The organism is Pseudonocardia bannensis (genome assembly GCF_012911875.1).
Taxonomy (GTDB): domain Bacteria; phylum Actinomycetota; class Actinomycetes; order Mycobacteriales; family Pseudonocardiaceae; genus Pseudonocardia; species Pseudonocardia bannensis.
This window is the reverse complement of the sequence record NZ_JAAXKZ010000141.1, coordinates 1-14,836: the sequence shown is the minus strand read 5'-3', so window position 1 is coordinate 14,836 and position 14,836 is coordinate 1. Positions and strand designations below refer to the sequence as shown.

Sequence of the window (14,836 nt, the reverse complement as noted above, 5' to 3'; positions counted from 1 at the left end):
GGGCTGCGAACATCCCCACCCCCTGGCAGCGCCCGAACGCGGCCCCCGCCTGACCCCGCTGGCACGGACACGTGGAGAGCCGGATGCGTGGGAACACGCACGTCCGGTTCGGAGGCGCGGGCCGGGGGAAACGGACCCATCGAGAGGTGGACACCGCGCCCCGGCCCGACCCCTACCAGGAGCGGCTGAACAACCAGATCCGCCGGGGCACCGACGTGGTCGCCATCTTCCCCGACCGCGCCGCGGTGATCCGCCTGGTCGGGGCGGTGCTGGCCGAGCAGACCGACGAATGGGCCGAGCAACGCCGCTACATGGGCATCGAGGTCCTCGCCAAAGCCCGCCAGCACCCCGCCCCGACCTCCACCGAGAAGGTGGTGACGCCGACCGCGATCAGCGCATAGGTTGTCAGCTCGAAGGACACGGGGTGATCGTCTTCATCCACCACGTCCGTGGACGCAACCCGAATGGCCCTCGAAGCATCCCCCGAGGGCCATTCGCTTCGTGCTCGTCGTCAGGCGCGGACGAGGCTCGAGCTTCGGCCCCTCAGACGGGCGCGGTGATGCGGATCAGGTGGTCGAATGCGCTCAGCGCGGCCTTCGCGCCGTCGCCCGCCGCTGCGACGATCTGCTTGTACGGCGTGGACGTGCAGTCGCCCGCCGCGAACACACCGGCGAGGCTGGTGCGCCCGTGGTCGTCGATCACGATCTCGCCATGCCGGGTCAGCTCGACCGCACCGCTGACCCAGTCCGTGTTCGGCAGCAGCCCGATCTGCACGAACACGCCCTCGACCGTGATCTCGTGCGCGGAGTCGTCGCGGCGGTCGGTGTAGCGCAGGGCCGTGACCTTGCGCCCGTCCCCGACGATCTCCGTGGTGACCGCCTCCAGCACAACGGTGACGTTGGGCAAGCTGTTCAGCTTGCGCTGCAACACCTCGTCCGCGCGCAGGATCGGACCGAACTCCAGCAGGGTGACGTGCGAGGCGATCCCTGCGAGATCGATCGCTGCCTCCACGCCGGAGTTGCCGCCGCCGACCACGACTGTGGGCTTGCCCTTGAACAGGGGACCGTCACAGTGCGGGCAGTAGGTCACCCCCTTGTTCCGATACTCCTGCTCGCCGGGGACCCCGAGGTTGCGCCACCGAGCGCCCGAGGCCACCACGACGGTCCGCGACCGCAGAGTGGCGCCGTTGTCGAACGTGACCTCGACTGGAGCGTCCCCATCGCCTGCGCCGAGCTTCGTGGCCTGCCGGCGAGGCATCAGGTCGATGTCGTACGACTTGATGTGCCGCTCGAGCGCCCCGGCGAATTGGTTGCCCTCCGTGTGCGGGACCGAGGGGAAGTTCTCGATCCCGGCAGTGTCGAGAACCTGGCCGCCGATCCGGTCCGCCACGAGCCCGGTGCGGATGCCCTTGCGTGCGGCGTAGATGGCCGCGGTGGCGCCCGCGGGGCCACCGCCGATCACGAGGACGTCGTAAGTGTCCTTTCCGTGCATCGCCTCGGCGTCCCGGTCCGCCGAGGTGGTGTCCAACCGCCCGACGATCTCGGCCAGGTCCATCCGGCCCTGCCCGAACAGCTCGCCGTTGAGGTACACGGTCGGCACGCTCATGATCTCGCGCTCGGCCACCTCGGCCTCGAAGGCGCCGCCCTCGACGGCCGTGTGCGTGACGTTCGGGTTCAGGGCGCTCATCAGGTTCAGCGCCTGCACCACGTCCGGGCAGTTCTGGCAGGTCAGCGAGAAGTACGTCTCGAAGTGCAGCGAACCGCGCAGGCCACGCACCTGCTCCAGCAGGTCCGCGTCCTCCTTCGGCGGGTGGCCGCCGACGTGGAGCAGCGCCAGCACCAACGAGGTGAACTCGTGCCCCAGCGGAACGCCCGCGAAGCGGACACCAGAGTCGGTGCCGGGGTTCGTGATGAGGAACGACGGCGTGCGGACGGCGGCTGTCGGATCCTCGCGGACGGTCACCTTGACGCTCACGGCGGCGATGTCGTCGAGCAGCTCGCGGGTCTGCGCCGAGACCGGGCCGTCGTCCAAGCTGGCGACGAGCTCGACGGGCTTCTGCAGCCGCTCCAGGTAGGCCGCGAGCTGTGTTGTGAGGTTTGCGTCCAGCATCAGATCTTGCCGACCAGGTCCAGCGACGGGGTCAGGGTCTCGGCGCCCTCCTCCCACTTCGCCGGGCAGACCTCGCCCGGGTGCGCCGTGATGTACTGGGCCGCCCGGATCTTGCGCAGCAGCTCGACTGCGTCCCGGCCGATGCCGGTGTCGTGCACCTCGACGGTGCGAATCCTGCCCTCGGGGTCGATGACGAAGGTGCCACGCAGCGCCTGGCCGTCCTCCTCGATCAGCACCTCGAAGTCCCGCGAGAGCTGGTGGGTCATGTCCGCCAGCAGCGGGTACTGCACCTTTCCGACCGCCGAGGAGGTCTCGTGCCAGGCCTTGTGCGCGAAGTGGCTGTCGGTCGAGACGCCGTAGACCTCGACGCCGAGGGCCTGGAACTCGTCGTAGTGGTTCGCGAGGTCCTCCAGCTCGGTGGGGCACACGAAGGTGAAGTCGCCGGGGTAGAAGACGAGCACGCTCCATCGGCCCTTGAGGTCCTCATCGGTGACCTCGATGAACTTGCCCTGCCGGTACGCGTTGACCTTGAACGGCTTGACGGTCGAGTTGATCAGAGACACGGGTCTTCCTGCCTGAGAGAGAGGTTAGGACGCGGCGACGTTGGCGTGTCTTGAACTATTCCAGACAAGCTCGGGGAGGATCGAATCCGGACCGTGTCTGGATGATCACAGCCGGTCCTGCTCTGGCGTGCGTCGTGGTGCCGCCCTCCTGCCTCACCGGAATCCTGGTCTTCGCCGGATGCGGCTGACCGGGTGTGACCTCAACCGCAGTCGACTCGTTCGCGCAGGTCGCCCGATCGTGGAGCAACGCTGTGGTTGTGAACACGCTCCGTGAAGTCGACTCCGAGATTCCGATTTTCCTAGTGTCGCTCTCGTGCGACTGACCGCGGCCACCGATCTGGCGCTGCGCATCCTCATGCGGATGGCGGTGCTCGACGAGGGCGAGTGCCCGCCCACCCGTGAGATCGCCGCGGCCGTGGGGGCGCCCTACAGCCACGCGGCCAAGATCGTGACCCGCCTGCAGCACCTCGGGGTCCTCGAGGCCCGGCGCGGCCGGGGCGGGGGCCTGGCGCTGACCTCGGCGGGCCGGTACGGCTCGGTCGGCCGCCTCGTGCGCGCCCTCGAGGGCGAGGGCGACGTCGTCGGCTGCGACGACGACCCGCCGTGTCCGCTGCGCTCCGGCTGCCGGCTGCGCACGGCGCTGCGGGAGGCCCGCGAGGCCTTCTACTCCGCGCTCGACCCGTACACGATCGACGACCTCGTCTCGGCCCCCACCGGGCCCCTGCTGATCGGCCTCTCACCGCCTGCCCGCGTCGGTTGATTACCGACACACGACCCGTGCGACATCGCCGCACGTGGCGCACAAATCCGCCTCGCGATGTGGAGCCTCCCTCATGCTGTCCGAGCAGTCCGCAGCCATCGTCCAGGCGACCCTGCCGGCCGTCGCCGGGGCGATCGGTGAGATCAGCACCGTGTTCTACCGGCGGTTGTTCGAGGCGCACCCCGAGCTGCTACGTGACCTGTTCAACCGGGGTAACCAGGCCAACGGCACCCAAGCCGAAGCCCTGGCCGGTTCGATCGCGGTGTTCGCCTCGGCGCTGCTGGCCCAGCCGGATGTGCGCCCCGACGCGATGCTGTCCCGCATCGCGCACAAGCACGCGTCACTCGGCATCACCCGGGACCAGTACGCGATCGTCCACGCCTACCTGTTCGCCGCGATCGTCGAGGTGCTGGGCGCGGCGGTCACCGAGGAGGTCGCCGCGGCCTGGGACGAGGTGTACTGGCTGATGGCCAACGCCCTGGTCGCGATCGAGTCCCGGCTCTACGCGGAGGCCGGTGTCGACGCGGGGGACACCTGGCGCGAGCACCGCGTCGTCGGGCTGCTGTGCGAGACCAACGACGTCACCACCTTCATCCTGCGGCCCACCGACGGCGAACCCGTCGCCGCGTCGCGGCCCGGGCAGTACGTGTCGGTGCAGGTCACGCTGCCCGACGGTGCCCACCAGATCCGCCAGTACAGCGTGTCCACCCAGCGTCCGGACACCCTGCGCTTCAGCGTCAAGCGGGTCACCGGCACCCCGGACGGGGAGGTCTCCGTCCACCTGCACGACCGGGTGCGGCTCGGTGACGTCCTGTGCGTCAGCCGTCCCTTCGGCGACGTCGTCCTCGACGAGGGCGACCGGCCCGTGCTGCTGGCCTCGGCCGGCATCGGTGCCACGCCGATGATCGACATGCTGGGCCATCTCGCGGCCGTCGACTCGCCGCGCCGGGTGATCGCCGTCCACGCCGACCGCACCCCGCACACCCACCCGCTCCGGGCCGACCTCGAGCAGCTCGTCGCGAAGCTGCCCGACGCGCAGGCGGCGGTCTGGTACGAGCGCCCCGAGCAGCCGTGGCCGACCGAGCGCACAGGGCTGGTCGACCTGGCCGGTCTCGACGTCCCCGCCGACACCGTGGCCTACCTGTGCGGGCCCGTTCCGTTCCTGCGTTCCGTGCGTGCCCAGCTGCTCGAGCGCGGGGTGCCCGCCGCGGACATCCACTACGAGGTCTTCGGCCCCGACCTCGGACTCGACCAGGGCTGAGGAGCACACGATCGCTTCCGCACCAGGCCGGGTGCCGCGGCTCATCAGCGGTGCCCGGTCGGGTGCGGGCCAACGGTCATGAGGACCGGAGGAGATCTCCGGTATCCGGACGAGACCTCGACTGTTATTGTGCCAACATTTTGTGCACCAAGCTGGTGCGGGTGCAGCGTCGCACGCATGGTGGGGGCGTGACGGTGTCGGAGGAAGCGACGAGCGAGGGCTCGTTCTACGAGGCGGTCGGCGGGTGGGACACCTTCGTCCGGCTGGTCGATGACTTCTATGACGGCGTCGCCGGGGACGTAGTGCTCCGCGGCATGTATCCGGCCGAGCTGGGTCCGGCGCGAGAGCGGATGACGGCGTTCCTGGCGCAGTACTGGGGCGGGCCGCGCCGCTACAGCGGGCTGCGTGGGCATCCCCGGCTGCGGATGCGACACGCCGCCTTCCGGATGGACGCCGACACCCGTGAGCGGTGGTTGCGGCACATGCGGACCGCACTCGACGGCCTGGATCTCGACCCACGGCACGAGCAACAGCTCTGGACCTACCTCGAACGCGCTGCCCACAGCCTCGCTCCGGACGCCGGCTGAGGATGCGGTGACGTCGACAGCACGAAGCCTGAATCGTGTCCGGCGGACCGCAGTGATGCAGGTCGTGCACGCCGTCACTCACGTCGCATGCCGCCCGTTGCATCTCGGTGCCAGGAACACCGGGGGCGCACGCCCTCGTTGCTCAGCCGGACGCGAGCAGCTCCACCGCCAGTTCGGCAGCCTCCTCGATCGGCCCGGTGTCCCGCAGGGCCTTGGCGCCGACGAGGGCGCCGTCGTAGAGCAGCTGGAGGCGGGTGCCGAGGCGTTCGGGGTCGGCGGCACCGGCCTGCCCCGCCGCCCGGACCAGCTCGGCCCGCTGCCAGTCCCGGTGCGCGGCGACCGCGTCGTGCACGGGATGGTCGGGGTCGGGGAACTCGGTGGCGGCGTTGATGTAGAGGCAGCCGCGGAAGCGGCGACGCCGAATCCCGGCCGCGGCCAGCCGGAAGAAGGCGGCGATCCGCTCCCGCGGGTCCTCGGCGAGCGCACGCACGGCGCGCGCGTAGCGCTCCCGATCCGTGCGGTCCGCACGCTCCACATAGGCGACGACGAGGGCGTCCTTGGATCCGAAGGCCTGGTAGAGGCTGGCCCGGGCGACGTCCGCCTCGGCGATGAGCCGCTCGATGCCGACCGCGCGGATGCCCTCGCGGTCGAAGAGCGCGGCCGCGGTGTCCAGCAACCGGTCGGCCGGCAGCGGCCTGCTGTCGCGGTGTCGGACCGGGCCGCCTTTCGTCTCGGTACTCGGGCCGCGGGTGGGCATGTGAGCAGCATAGGAGGTGGGATCGGACCGAGGTTGACAGACCGACTGGTCTATCCGTTACCGTGGCCCGTGTGAGCCCCTTCGGCCTGGTGTCGCGCCGGCACGTCGACCTGCTCCGGGTCGTCGCCGCGGCGTGTCCGGCCGTGCTCGCCCCGGTGGCCTGAGCGCTCTCGCGCCGCACCCTCTCCTCTCGCATCCGCCGAGACCCCGGTCGTGCCTTGCCGCAACCGGCAGCCCTTCTGTCCTCAATGGAGGTTCGTCATGTCGCTGTACCTGCTCGAGTTCGTCCCCGCCCGCACCGACCGGGAGGGCGTCACCGCCCTGCTCGCCGAGATCGACAAGGCCGCCGCGAACGCCGCGGGCGAGCTGATCGAATCCCAGGTCACCGGCGACCACGGCCTCGTCTTCGCGGTCGTCGAGGCCGCGGACGCGGCCACGGTCAAGGAGGGGTTCGACGGGCTGGCCGGCGCGGCCCGCGTGACCGGGCCGGACGAGGTGCGCCTCGTCGGTGCGGACCTGGCCGAGCTCAAGGCCGCGCGCCCTGCCGCCGGGTGGCTCGTGGAGTGGGACCTGCCCGAGACCCTGGACATGGACACCTACCTGGCGCGCAAGAAGGAGAAGGCGCCGCGCTACGCCGACGTGCCCGAGGTGAGCTTCCTGCGCACCTACGTGCGCGAGGACATGGCCAAGTGCCTGTGCTTCTACGACGCCGACTCCGCCGACATCGTGCGGCAGGGACGTGCCGCGGTGGACACCCCCATCGACCGGCTGCACGCGCTGGAGCAGCGGTGACCACGGCACCGGCGGTCGTGCCTCAACGCGCCGACGTCGCGGCGTGGTTCGGCGAGCGCGCCGCTGCCGTCGACGCCGGAGCCGCGGACGTCCGCGACGGCCTGGCCTGGCTCGGGGCCGCCGATCTCCTCGCCCCGGCCGGGAGCGGGCTGCCGCACGCGGTGTCGCTCGTGGAGACCGTGGCCGGCGAGTGCATGGCCTCGGCGTTCTCGTTGTGGGCGCAGCGGATGGTGCTGGAGTACCTCGATCTCAGCGGTGACCGTCGGGGCGACCTCGACGAGCTGCGGGCGGGCTGCCGCGTCGGGGCGACGGCGATGGCGCCCGCGTTGCGCGACGTCGCGGGCCTTGAGCCGGTGCCGGTCGTCGCCACCCCGGCCGGGGACGGCGGGCTGGTGCTCGACGGGCCGATCCGCTGGGCGTCGAACCTGTTCCCGGGCGCGACCGTGGTGCTGCCCGTGCGGCTGGGTCCCGAGGGGGAGCGCCGGGCGATCATGCGCATCGAGACCGACCGGCCCGGTGTGCACGTCGCACCGCGGCCGGAGCTGCTGGCGCTCAACGGGACCGGCTCGTCGTCGGTGACCCTGGAGGGTGTGCGGGTCGGCGAGGCCGACGTCCTGTCGACCGATCTGCGCGGGTTCGTCGACGCGGTGCGACCGGCGTTCCTGCTGGTCCAGGCGGCGTTCTGCGTCGGGCTCGCGGGGCGGTCAGCGGCCGAGGCCCGCGCGCGGGCGACCGGGCAGAACGCCGAGCTCGCCGGCGACGCCGAGGCCGTCGCCGCCCGGGCGGCCGAGGTGCACGACCGGCTGCACGCAGCAGCCGAGTCGCCGGCTGCGCTCGGCCCGGCCGATCTGCTGCGGCTGCGGCTCGACGCGGCCCACGTCGCCACCGAGGCGACGCGGACCGAGGCGGCGGTGCGCGGTGGCGCGGGGTACCTCGCCACCAGCCCGGTGGCGCGCCGGCTGCGCGAGGGCGCCTTCCTGCCGATCCAGTCCCCGACGGAAGGACACCTGCGGTGGGAACTGTCGCGCTGCGGCTGACCGGGGCGGAGAAGGCCTACGGCGACCGCCCGGTGCTCGCCGGTCTCGATCTGGAGGTGCGCCGCGACGAGCGGCTCGTGATACTCGGCCCCAGTGGCAGCGGGAAGTCGACGCTGCTGCGGGTCCTGGCCGGGTTGGAGCCGCTCGACGCGGGCACCGTGGAGCAGCCCGACGGGGCGGTGCGCGCGACGGTGTTCCAGCAGCCGTTGCTGCTGCCCTGGCTCGACGTCGAGGCCAACGTCCGCCTCGGCGGGCGCTACCGCGCCAACCGGGGCCGCTACTCCGACGAGCGGGCCTCCGAGCTGCTCGAGCTGTTCGGGCTCGCCCCACTGGCCAAGTCCCGTCCTGCCCAGCTCTCCGGCGGGCAGGCCCAGCGGGTCGCGATCGCCCGGGCAATGGCGGTGGGGGCCGACGTCCTGCTGCTCGACGAGCCCTTCTCCGCCCTCGACCCGGCCACCCGAATCGATCTGCAAGCCTGGCTGCGCGACGCTGCGACCCGGCTCGGACTGACCCTCGTGCTGGTCACCCACGACGTCGACGAGGCCCTCTACCTCGCCACGACGGTCACCGCGCTCGACGGCACCGGCGGCCGCGCGGGCACCTGGCCCGTCGGCGCGGCCCCGGAGCACGACGAGCTGGCCACGCACCCGCTGCGCGCCGAGCTCGTCGCGAGCTACCGCTCCCAGCTCGCCGGAACCAGCTGATGGACCGTCGCGCCTTCCTCCGGGCGGCGACCGGCCTGGGCGCCGCGGCGGTGATCGGCGGCGGGATCCCCGGCCTGACCGACCTGGTCACCGGCGGCCGGCCGACCGACCGCTCCGGCGCCCCCGTCGCCGAAGGTGGCCCACTGCGCATCGGCTACCTGCCGATCACCGACGCGTCGCCGCTGCTCGTGGCCCATGCCCAGGGGCGCTTCGCCGCCGCCGGCGTGCCGGCCGCCCGGCCGGTGCTCTTCCGCGGCTGGGAGTCGCTCGCCCAGGCGTTCACCGCCGGCGAGGTGGACGTGGCGCACCTGCTCATGCCCTTCGCGATCCAGCTGCGCTACGCCCTCGGCGCGTCCGTGCGCATGGTCGCCTGGAACCACACCAACGGCTCCGCCCTGACCGTCGGACCCGGGATCTCCGACGTGCGCGACCTCGCCGGACGGCGGGTCGCGATCCCGTTCTGGTGGTCGATCCACAACGTGATGCTCCAGCGCATCCTGCGCGGGGCGGGCCTGCGCCCGGTCGTGCGCGAGGACCCCTCCGCCGAGGCCGGCACCGTGGCGCTGGTCGTGATGAGCCCGGCCGACATGCTGCCCGCGCTGAGCACCGGTGCCGTGGCCGGCTACATCGTCGCCGACCCGTTCAACGCCGCCGCCGAGATCCGCAAGGTCGGCCGGATCGCCCGGTTCGTCGGCGACGTCTGGCGCGACCACGCCTGCTGCGTCGTCGTCGTGCGGCAGGAGCTGATCGACACCGCGCCACACGCGGTACAGGCGGTGACCGACGGTGTCGCCGGCGCCCAGCAGTGGATCACCGCGGACTGCACGGGCACCGCCGGGCTGCTCTCCACCGACCGCTACCTGCCCCAGCCGCTGCCGGCGATCACCCGGGCCCTGACCTACCCGCCCGCCGAGCACGCCGCCACCCTCCGCAACGCCGGCTGGTCGGGCGAACGGATCGGGTTCGCGCCGTTCCCGTTCCCTTCCTACACCGCCGCGCTGGTCGGGGCGATGCGCGGGACCGTGGTCGACGGCGACACCAGCTTCCTCGACCGCGTCGACCCGGCGACCGTGCACACCGAGCTTACCGACGACCGCTTCGTGCGGCGCAGCATCGACTCCCTCGGCGGCCCCGGTGCCTTCGGCCTGCCCGCCTCCCTGACCCGGACCGAAGAGGTGTCCCCGGCATGACTGCCACGTCCGAGACGTCCGATACATTCGCGACCGGCTCCTCCACGAGCCCGGCCACCGCTCCCCGTACTGCGCGCCCGCTGCCGCGGTTCGTCGCCCCGGCCGCCGGCATCGCCGTCGCGGTGCTGCTGTGGTGGTTCGCCACCACGGTGCTGGTCGCGCCGCCGAACCTGCTCGCCGCGTTCGCGCCGCAGCGCGCCCTCCCTGCGCTGGCCGACCTCGCCACCAGCGGCGTCCTGCTCGACGACGTCCTCACCAGCCTGCGTCGCCTGCTCGGCGGCCTGCTGCTGGCCGCTCTGGTGGGGCTCGCCGTCGGCCTGACGGCCGGCTCGTTCACCACGGCCGACGACGCCACCCGGCCCGTCTTCGGCTTCCTCCGGATGATCTCGCCGCTGTCGTGGGCGCCGGTGGCGATCGGGCTGTTCGGCATCGGCCACCGGCCCGTGGTGTTCCTGGTGGCCGCGGCGGCAGTGTGGCCGGTCGTGATGAACACCGTCGCCGGGGTCCGGTCCGTCGAACCCGGCCACGTGCTCGCGGCCCGCTCGCTCGGTGCCTCCCGCGGCGAGGTGCTCACCTCCGTGGTGCTGCCCGCCATCCGCCCGCACGTGCTGACCGGCCTGCGCCTGGCCCTCGGGCTCGCCTGGGTGGTGCTGGTGCCCGCCGAGATGCTCGGCGTCACCTCCGGGCTCGGCTACGAGATCCTCAACTCCCGCGACCAACTCGCCTACGACAAGGTCATGGCCGTCATCCTGGTCATCGGCCTGCTCGGCTACCTGCTCGACGCCCTCGCCCGCCGCCTCCTCCGGCCCGCGTGACAGCGGCCTCCGTAACGGTCGAAGCAGGGAACCGGGTCCCGCCGGAGCACCGCCTGCCGAGCCACGTCTCGCCCGTGCAAAGACTGAAGTGGGACCACTGGAGCCAACTCACGCGCGACTCCGCTCAGCGCGTGATGGTCCGTGCGGTAGTGCTCGACGTCCCGAGCGTGTCGCGGCGTGATCACGGACGCACGGGGCCGGTGCTACCCCCCGGAGCCGCCACCGCCGCCCCCGGGACCACCCGGGCGCCCGCGTTCTACGAGGGTCGACCGCAGCACGATGTCGCGGTCCTCTGCCCGCCCCTCGGCTCGTAGGTGGAGGCGCCGGCAGTTGGAGGAGCTGGTCGAACGGCAGCCGATATGCGAGCAGCGCCGCCGCGCCGACCGGCAGCACCACCGCCACGAGCATGAGGATGACGACCGTACGTCGGCACGTCCGCGGCGGGCCGACGAGGACCCTCTCCAGCAGGGCGATGCCCCGGGGAGACCGGGAAGACGAGGAAGTACCGCAGTTTTGTCATAAGTTTGATTATCGGCAACGATTTCTGTCTTGGGGAGCGGGGAGTCGGGCAGATAGACAGCTTTACCGGCTGATGTTACGGCGGCGCGAAGTCCAGGCCGGGTTTCGCGAGGTACCCGTCGATCAGGCTGGGCGACCGCGCCGCCGCGCGAGCGGCACGGCGAGCCGGGCTGGGCGTTACACTTCGGACAGGCGTGCTGTGCGACCTCGTCGGCGTCCGACCGGTGGTCCGGGCAGGGTGCTGAGGGGTCGTCATGCGCCCGGATCTTCGCACAATGCAACTCTCAGAAGGGGTCCGTCCCGCTTTTCAGTGAGAACGGATTTTGAGAACGAATCCGGGTGCGGCGAGGGCCTGGCGGTCCGCAATCGATCTCGCTCGCGAAAAGGACCGTTTGTGCGAGTTGCGCTGAGTGAGGGCTGTGGCCATGAGACTCGTTCGGCGCTCATATCTCGTCTTCGGATATCGGAGTCCGTAAGGGGTGCGGCCTTGCGTCGCTGAGGAGTGTGTTCATGAGCAAGCCATCGACCGGCGGCAGCGTCCCGGAGGAGTTGCGGCGGACGCTCGGCGTGGCTGACGCCGTCATGATCGGTCTGGGCTCGATGATCGGCGCCGGAATCTTCGCGGCGCTTGCCCCGGCCGCGCGGGCAGCCGGTTCCGGGCTGCTGATCGGCCTGGCCCTGGCCGCGGTGGTCGCGTACTGCAATGCCACCTCCTCGGCCCGGCTCGCGGCCCGCTATCCCGCCTCCGGCGGCACGTACGTGTACGGCCGCGAGCGCCTCGGCGAATTCTGGGGCTACCTGGCGGGCTGGGCGTTCGTGGTCGGCAAGACGGCCTCCTGCGCGGCGATGGCGCTCACCGTGGGCTCGTACGTGTGGCCGGGGCAGGCGCACGCGGTCGCGGTCGCCGCCGTGGTGGCGCTGACGGCGGTGAACTATGCCGGGGTGCAGAAGTCCGCGTGGCTGACCCGGGTCATCGTGGCCGTGGTCCTGGCGGTGCTGGCCGCCGTGGTGGTCGCCGCCCTCACCTCCGGTGCGGCGGACGTGGCCCGGCTGGACGTCGGCTCGGCCACCGTGGGCGGGGTGCTCCAGGCGGCGGGGCTGCTGTTCTTCGCCTTCGCCGGGTACGCGCGCATCGCCACCTTGGGCGAGGAGGTCCGCGACCCGGCCCGCACGATCCCGCGGGCGATCCCGATCGCGCTGGGCATCACCCTCGTCGTCTACGCCGTCGTCGCGGTCTCCGTCCTGATGGTGCTGGGCCCGGACGGCCTGGCCGGGGCGAGCGCGCCGCTGTCGGAGGCCACGCGGGCCGCGGGCGCCGACTGGCTCGTCCCCGTCGTCCGCGTCGGGGCGGCCGTGGCCGCGCTCGGCTCCCTGCTCGCCCTGATCCTCGGCGTCTCCCGCACCATCCTGGCCATGGCCCGCGACCGGCACCTGCCCCATGCCCTGGCGGCCGTCCACCCGAAGTTCCAGGTCCCACACCGCGCCGAACTCCTCGTCGGCGCCGTCGTGGTCGTGGCCGCCGCGACCGGGGACCTGCGCGGGGCGATCGGCTTCTCCTCCTTCGGTGTCCTGGTCTACTACGCCGTCGCCAACGCCTCCGCCTGGACCCTCACCCCCGACGAGGGCCGACCGAACCGTCTGATCCCCGCCGTCGGGCTGGCCGGCTGCCTCGTCCTGGCCTTCGCCTTGCCCCTGTCCTCGGTCATCTCCGGGGCCGCAGTCATCGCGCTGGGCGCCGCCGTCTACGCCCTACGCCGCGCCCTCACCGCGCGGGGCTGATTCCCGCCCCTGCCGTCCCCCCGGACGGGAGAACGGCAGGGCTGCCTACTGTTCCCGGCCCCGGAATCGCTGGACGACATCTGCACCCGACACCAGGACTAAGCGAGGTGCGCGTTCTGGGACCCAGTTCCAGCAGCGTCTGAGGGCACGAGCGCGCCGGGCGCCGGCATGGCGGGGGGTCGGGGAGTTGCTGCTGGTCCTAGGAGCTGCACAGGCTCAGCCGGCATGAACCTTCTTCAAGAAATCGGCGATCAGGCGGTTCGCCTTGTCGGGCGCCTCCACTGCGGGGCAGTGATTCACGCCTTCGAAGATCTCCAGGGTGGCGTCCGGAAGCCCGTCGCGGAGACCGTATCCGCAGGGGTCCAGCGGCGAGACGATGTCCTTCTCCCCGTGCAGGATCAGGCAGGGCACGGTGATCTGGGAGATCTTGTCGGTCATGTCGAAGACGATGAAGGACTCGGCGTTGCCGAGCACCGAGTACAGCGGCCACTTCGCGGACTCCATCGCGATCTCCTCGGGAAGGCCGACCGCCCGGTAGAACCCGACCCGTCCGCTCGGGGTGGCAACCGCGGTCTTGATGGCCTCGAGGGTGTTGCCGACGTCCCGGATCTGGCTGCCCGAGACGTACGACCCGACGTAGACGATCCCCGCGACCCGGTCGGGATGGGCGAAGTAGTACGTCGATGCGGTGTTGCCGCCCATGGAATGCCCGACGAGGACGGCCCGGGAGACGCCGACTGCGTCGAGCACCGCCTCCAGGTCACGTGCGTGCCGCTCGACCCCGTAGGCGATCTTCGGCAGCGGCTTCTCCGACCGCCCGTTCCCCCGGTTGTCGAAGGCGATGCACTGGTAGCTGTCCGACAGCGCTTCGATCTGGGCCCGCCAGATGTCGGTGATGCCCATGAAGCCGGACGCGAAGACGACCGCGGGCCCGCTGCCGTGGGTCTCGTAGTAGATGTCGCAACCATCGTCCGCGGCAACCCAGGGCATGGGCGGAACCTCCTGAGCAACAACTGTGGCGATCTTTCCTCGGATTCTGCGCGGCCGGCCGAGGCCGGGCAATACCTGGCCTATGGCTTCGGACGGGGATCCATCGCGGCGCGGAGCGCGGCGGCGAGGCCACGGACGGCGCGCCGCACGCCGATGGGCAGGGGTCTGTCGGCGTCGAGTTCGATCGCCGAGTCGTGCAGCACGTGCGCGACCTGCCCGGCGACGGCCCGGTCGGTGATGAGCTCGGGACGGTGGGCGAGCAGCTCGGCGATGGCGGGGAACGCACGGGCCTCGGCGGCCTCGCGGTCCCCGACGGGCCGGTCCCGGTCGTAGCGGCTGTTGCCCCCCAAGGTCCCGCGCTCCCGTGCCCGCCCGATCTCAACCAGCCGGCAGGTCTGCTGCGGCGGGGATCGATGCCCCGGTCTGCCCGACGATCGCGGCGGCCGGGCCGCTTCCCCCAACCCGGCCGCCGCGACGTCGAGGACGGTAGCACAGAATCGAACATATGTTCCCCTGGGCAGGAGGGCGGCCTCTCCTCACTACGGATCAGAAGGTCAGGGGTTCGAGTCCCTTCGGGCGCACACTGTCTGACCTGGCCGTGTCACAGGGAGTCGCGCTACCCCGTCTCAGGAGGTGTAGCCACTCACGACCCCAGAGGAGCACACCATGGACGCGCGCCTGAACTTCTTCGCCGGCCCGACCGCCGGCAAGGTCCTCAAGCACTTCCTGTCGGCGGGCCGGATCCTCAAGGACTCGCCGCTGCCGGCCGCCACGCAGGAGCTGGTGGCGCTTCGCGTCAGCCAGATCAACGGCTGTGCCGTCTGCATCGACATGCACACCAAGGAAGCCGCCGCTGCCGGTGAGGCCCCGGTGCGGCTCAACCTGGTCGCGGCGTGGCGGGGGGCCACGGTCTTCACCGAGGCCGAGCGCGCCGCGCTGGAGCTGGCGGAGGAGGGGACCCGGGTCGCGGATG

General features: G+C 71.8%; 15 protein-coding genes and 1 pseudogene. 11 read left to right on the top strand and 5 right to left on the bottom strand.

Annotated elements, in window-relative coordinates:
• Nucleotides 1-179 precede the first annotated feature (179 nt).
• Nucleotides 180-401 (top strand): annotated as a pseudogene (locus tag HF519_RS25855) (transposase); the annotation flags it as partial.
• Nucleotides 402-543: 142 nt separating this feature from the next.
• Here the strand turns inward: HF519_RS25855 and ahpF are convergent.
• Both ahpF and ahpC read right to left on the bottom strand, forming a co-directional pair.
• On the bottom strand, nt 544-2,109 hold the full coding sequence (ahpF, locus tag HF519_RS25850) for an alkyl hydroperoxide reductase subunit F (RefSeq protein ID WP_169415603.1): 1,566 nt from the start codon (nt 2,107-2,109) through the stop codon (nt 544-546).
• Nucleotides 2,109-2,672 (bottom strand): alkyl hydroperoxide reductase subunit C, encoded by a 564-nt coding sequence (gene ahpC, locus HF519_RS25845; RefSeq protein WP_169415602.1) that lies wholly within the window; start codon nt 2,670-2,672, stop codon nt 2,109-2,111. The genes ahpF and ahpC overlap by 1 nt, the downstream gene beginning before the upstream one ends.
• A 313-nt stretch (nt 2,673-2,985) precedes the next feature.
• Between ahpC and HF519_RS25840 the strand changes: the two genes are divergently transcribed.
• The 3 genes from HF519_RS25840 (at nt 2,986) to HF519_RS25830 (ending at nt 5,280) form a co-directional block, all read left to right on the top strand.
• Nucleotides 2,986-3,432, top strand: a complete 447-nt coding sequence (locus HF519_RS25840) for an RrF2 family transcriptional regulator (RefSeq protein ID WP_169415601.1) — start codon at nt 2,986-2,988, stop codon at nt 3,430-3,432.
• Between the two features lie 73 nt (nt 3,433-3,505).
• Nucleotides 3,506-4,693, top strand: coding sequence for a globin domain-containing protein (locus tag HF519_RS25835; RefSeq protein ID WP_169415600.1), 1,188 nt, complete (start codon nt 3,506-3,508; stop codon nt 4,691-4,693).
• 188 nt (nt 4,694-4,881) lie between these two features.
• Complete coding sequence (locus HF519_RS25830) at nt 4,882-5,280, top strand: globin domain-containing protein (RefSeq protein ID WP_312860349.1); 399 nt, start codon at nt 4,882-4,884, stop codon at nt 5,278-5,280.
• Nucleotides 5,281-5,422: 142 nt separating this feature from the next.
• Here the strand turns inward: HF519_RS25830 and HF519_RS25825 are convergent, their stop codons facing one another.
• Entirely contained in the window at nt 5,423-6,037 is a 615-nt protein-coding gene (locus HF519_RS25825) for a TetR/AcrR family transcriptional regulator (RefSeq protein WP_169415599.1), read from the bottom strand.
• Between the two features lie 261 nt (nt 6,038-6,298).
• Here HF519_RS25825 and HF519_RS25820 point away from each other — a divergent pair, with 261 nt between their 5' ends.
• The 6 genes from HF519_RS25820 (at nt 6,299) to HF519_RS25795 (ending at nt 12,873) form a co-directional block, all read left to right on the top strand.
• The gene (locus tag HF519_RS25820) at nt 6,299-6,829 is read left to right on the top strand and encodes a DUF4242 domain-containing protein (protein ID WP_169415598.1); all 531 of its coding nucleotides are present in this window, start codon (nt 6,299-6,301) and stop codon (nt 6,827-6,829) included.
• On the top strand, nt 6,826-7,866 hold the full coding sequence (locus HF519_RS25815) for an acyl-CoA dehydrogenase family protein (protein ID WP_169415597.1): 1,041 nt from the start codon (nt 6,826-6,828) through the stop codon (nt 7,864-7,866). Before HF519_RS25820 ends, HF519_RS25815 begins: the two co-directional genes overlap by 4 nt.
• Nucleotides 7,842-8,570, top strand: coding sequence for an ABC transporter ATP-binding protein (locus HF519_RS25810; protein ID WP_169415596.1), 729 nt, complete (start codon nt 7,842-7,844; stop codon nt 8,568-8,570). Before HF519_RS25815 ends, HF519_RS25810 begins: the two co-directional genes overlap by 25 nt.
• The gene (locus HF519_RS25805) at nt 8,570-9,760 is read left to right on the top strand and encodes an ABC transporter substrate-binding protein (protein ID WP_169415595.1); all 1,191 of its coding nucleotides are present in this window, start codon (nt 8,570-8,572) and stop codon (nt 9,758-9,760) included. Before HF519_RS25810 ends, HF519_RS25805 begins: the two co-directional genes overlap by 1 nt.
• Nucleotides 9,757-10,575, top strand: a complete 819-nt coding sequence (locus HF519_RS25800; RefSeq protein ID WP_169415594.1) for an ABC transporter permease — start codon at nt 9,757-9,759, stop codon at nt 10,573-10,575. The genes HF519_RS25805 and HF519_RS25800 overlap by 4 nt, the downstream gene beginning before the upstream one ends.
• A 1,029-nt stretch (nt 10,576-11,604) precedes the next feature.
• Nucleotides 11,605-12,873: an APC family permease gene (locus tag HF519_RS25795; RefSeq protein ID WP_169415593.1), complete on the top strand. Its 1,269-nt coding sequence runs from the start codon at nt 11,605-11,607 to the stop codon at nt 12,871-12,873.
• A 216-nt stretch (nt 12,874-13,089) separates the two neighbouring features.
• Here the strand turns inward: HF519_RS25795 and HF519_RS25790 are convergent, their stop codons facing one another.
• Entirely contained in the window at nt 13,090-13,863 is a 774-nt protein-coding gene (locus tag HF519_RS25790) for an alpha/beta fold hydrolase (protein WP_169415592.1), read from the bottom strand.
• An 80-nt stretch (nt 13,864-13,943) separates the two neighbouring features.
• Nucleotides 13,944-14,213, bottom strand: coding sequence for a hypothetical protein (locus HF519_RS25785; protein WP_169415591.1), 270 nt, complete (start codon nt 14,211-14,213; stop codon nt 13,944-13,946).
• Between the two features lie 316 nt (nt 14,214-14,529).
• Here HF519_RS25785 and HF519_RS25780 point away from each other — a divergent pair.
• The coding region (locus HF519_RS25780; protein WP_169415121.1) for a carboxymuconolactone decarboxylase family protein at nt 14,530-14,836 on the top strand (307 nt) is incomplete at its 3' end.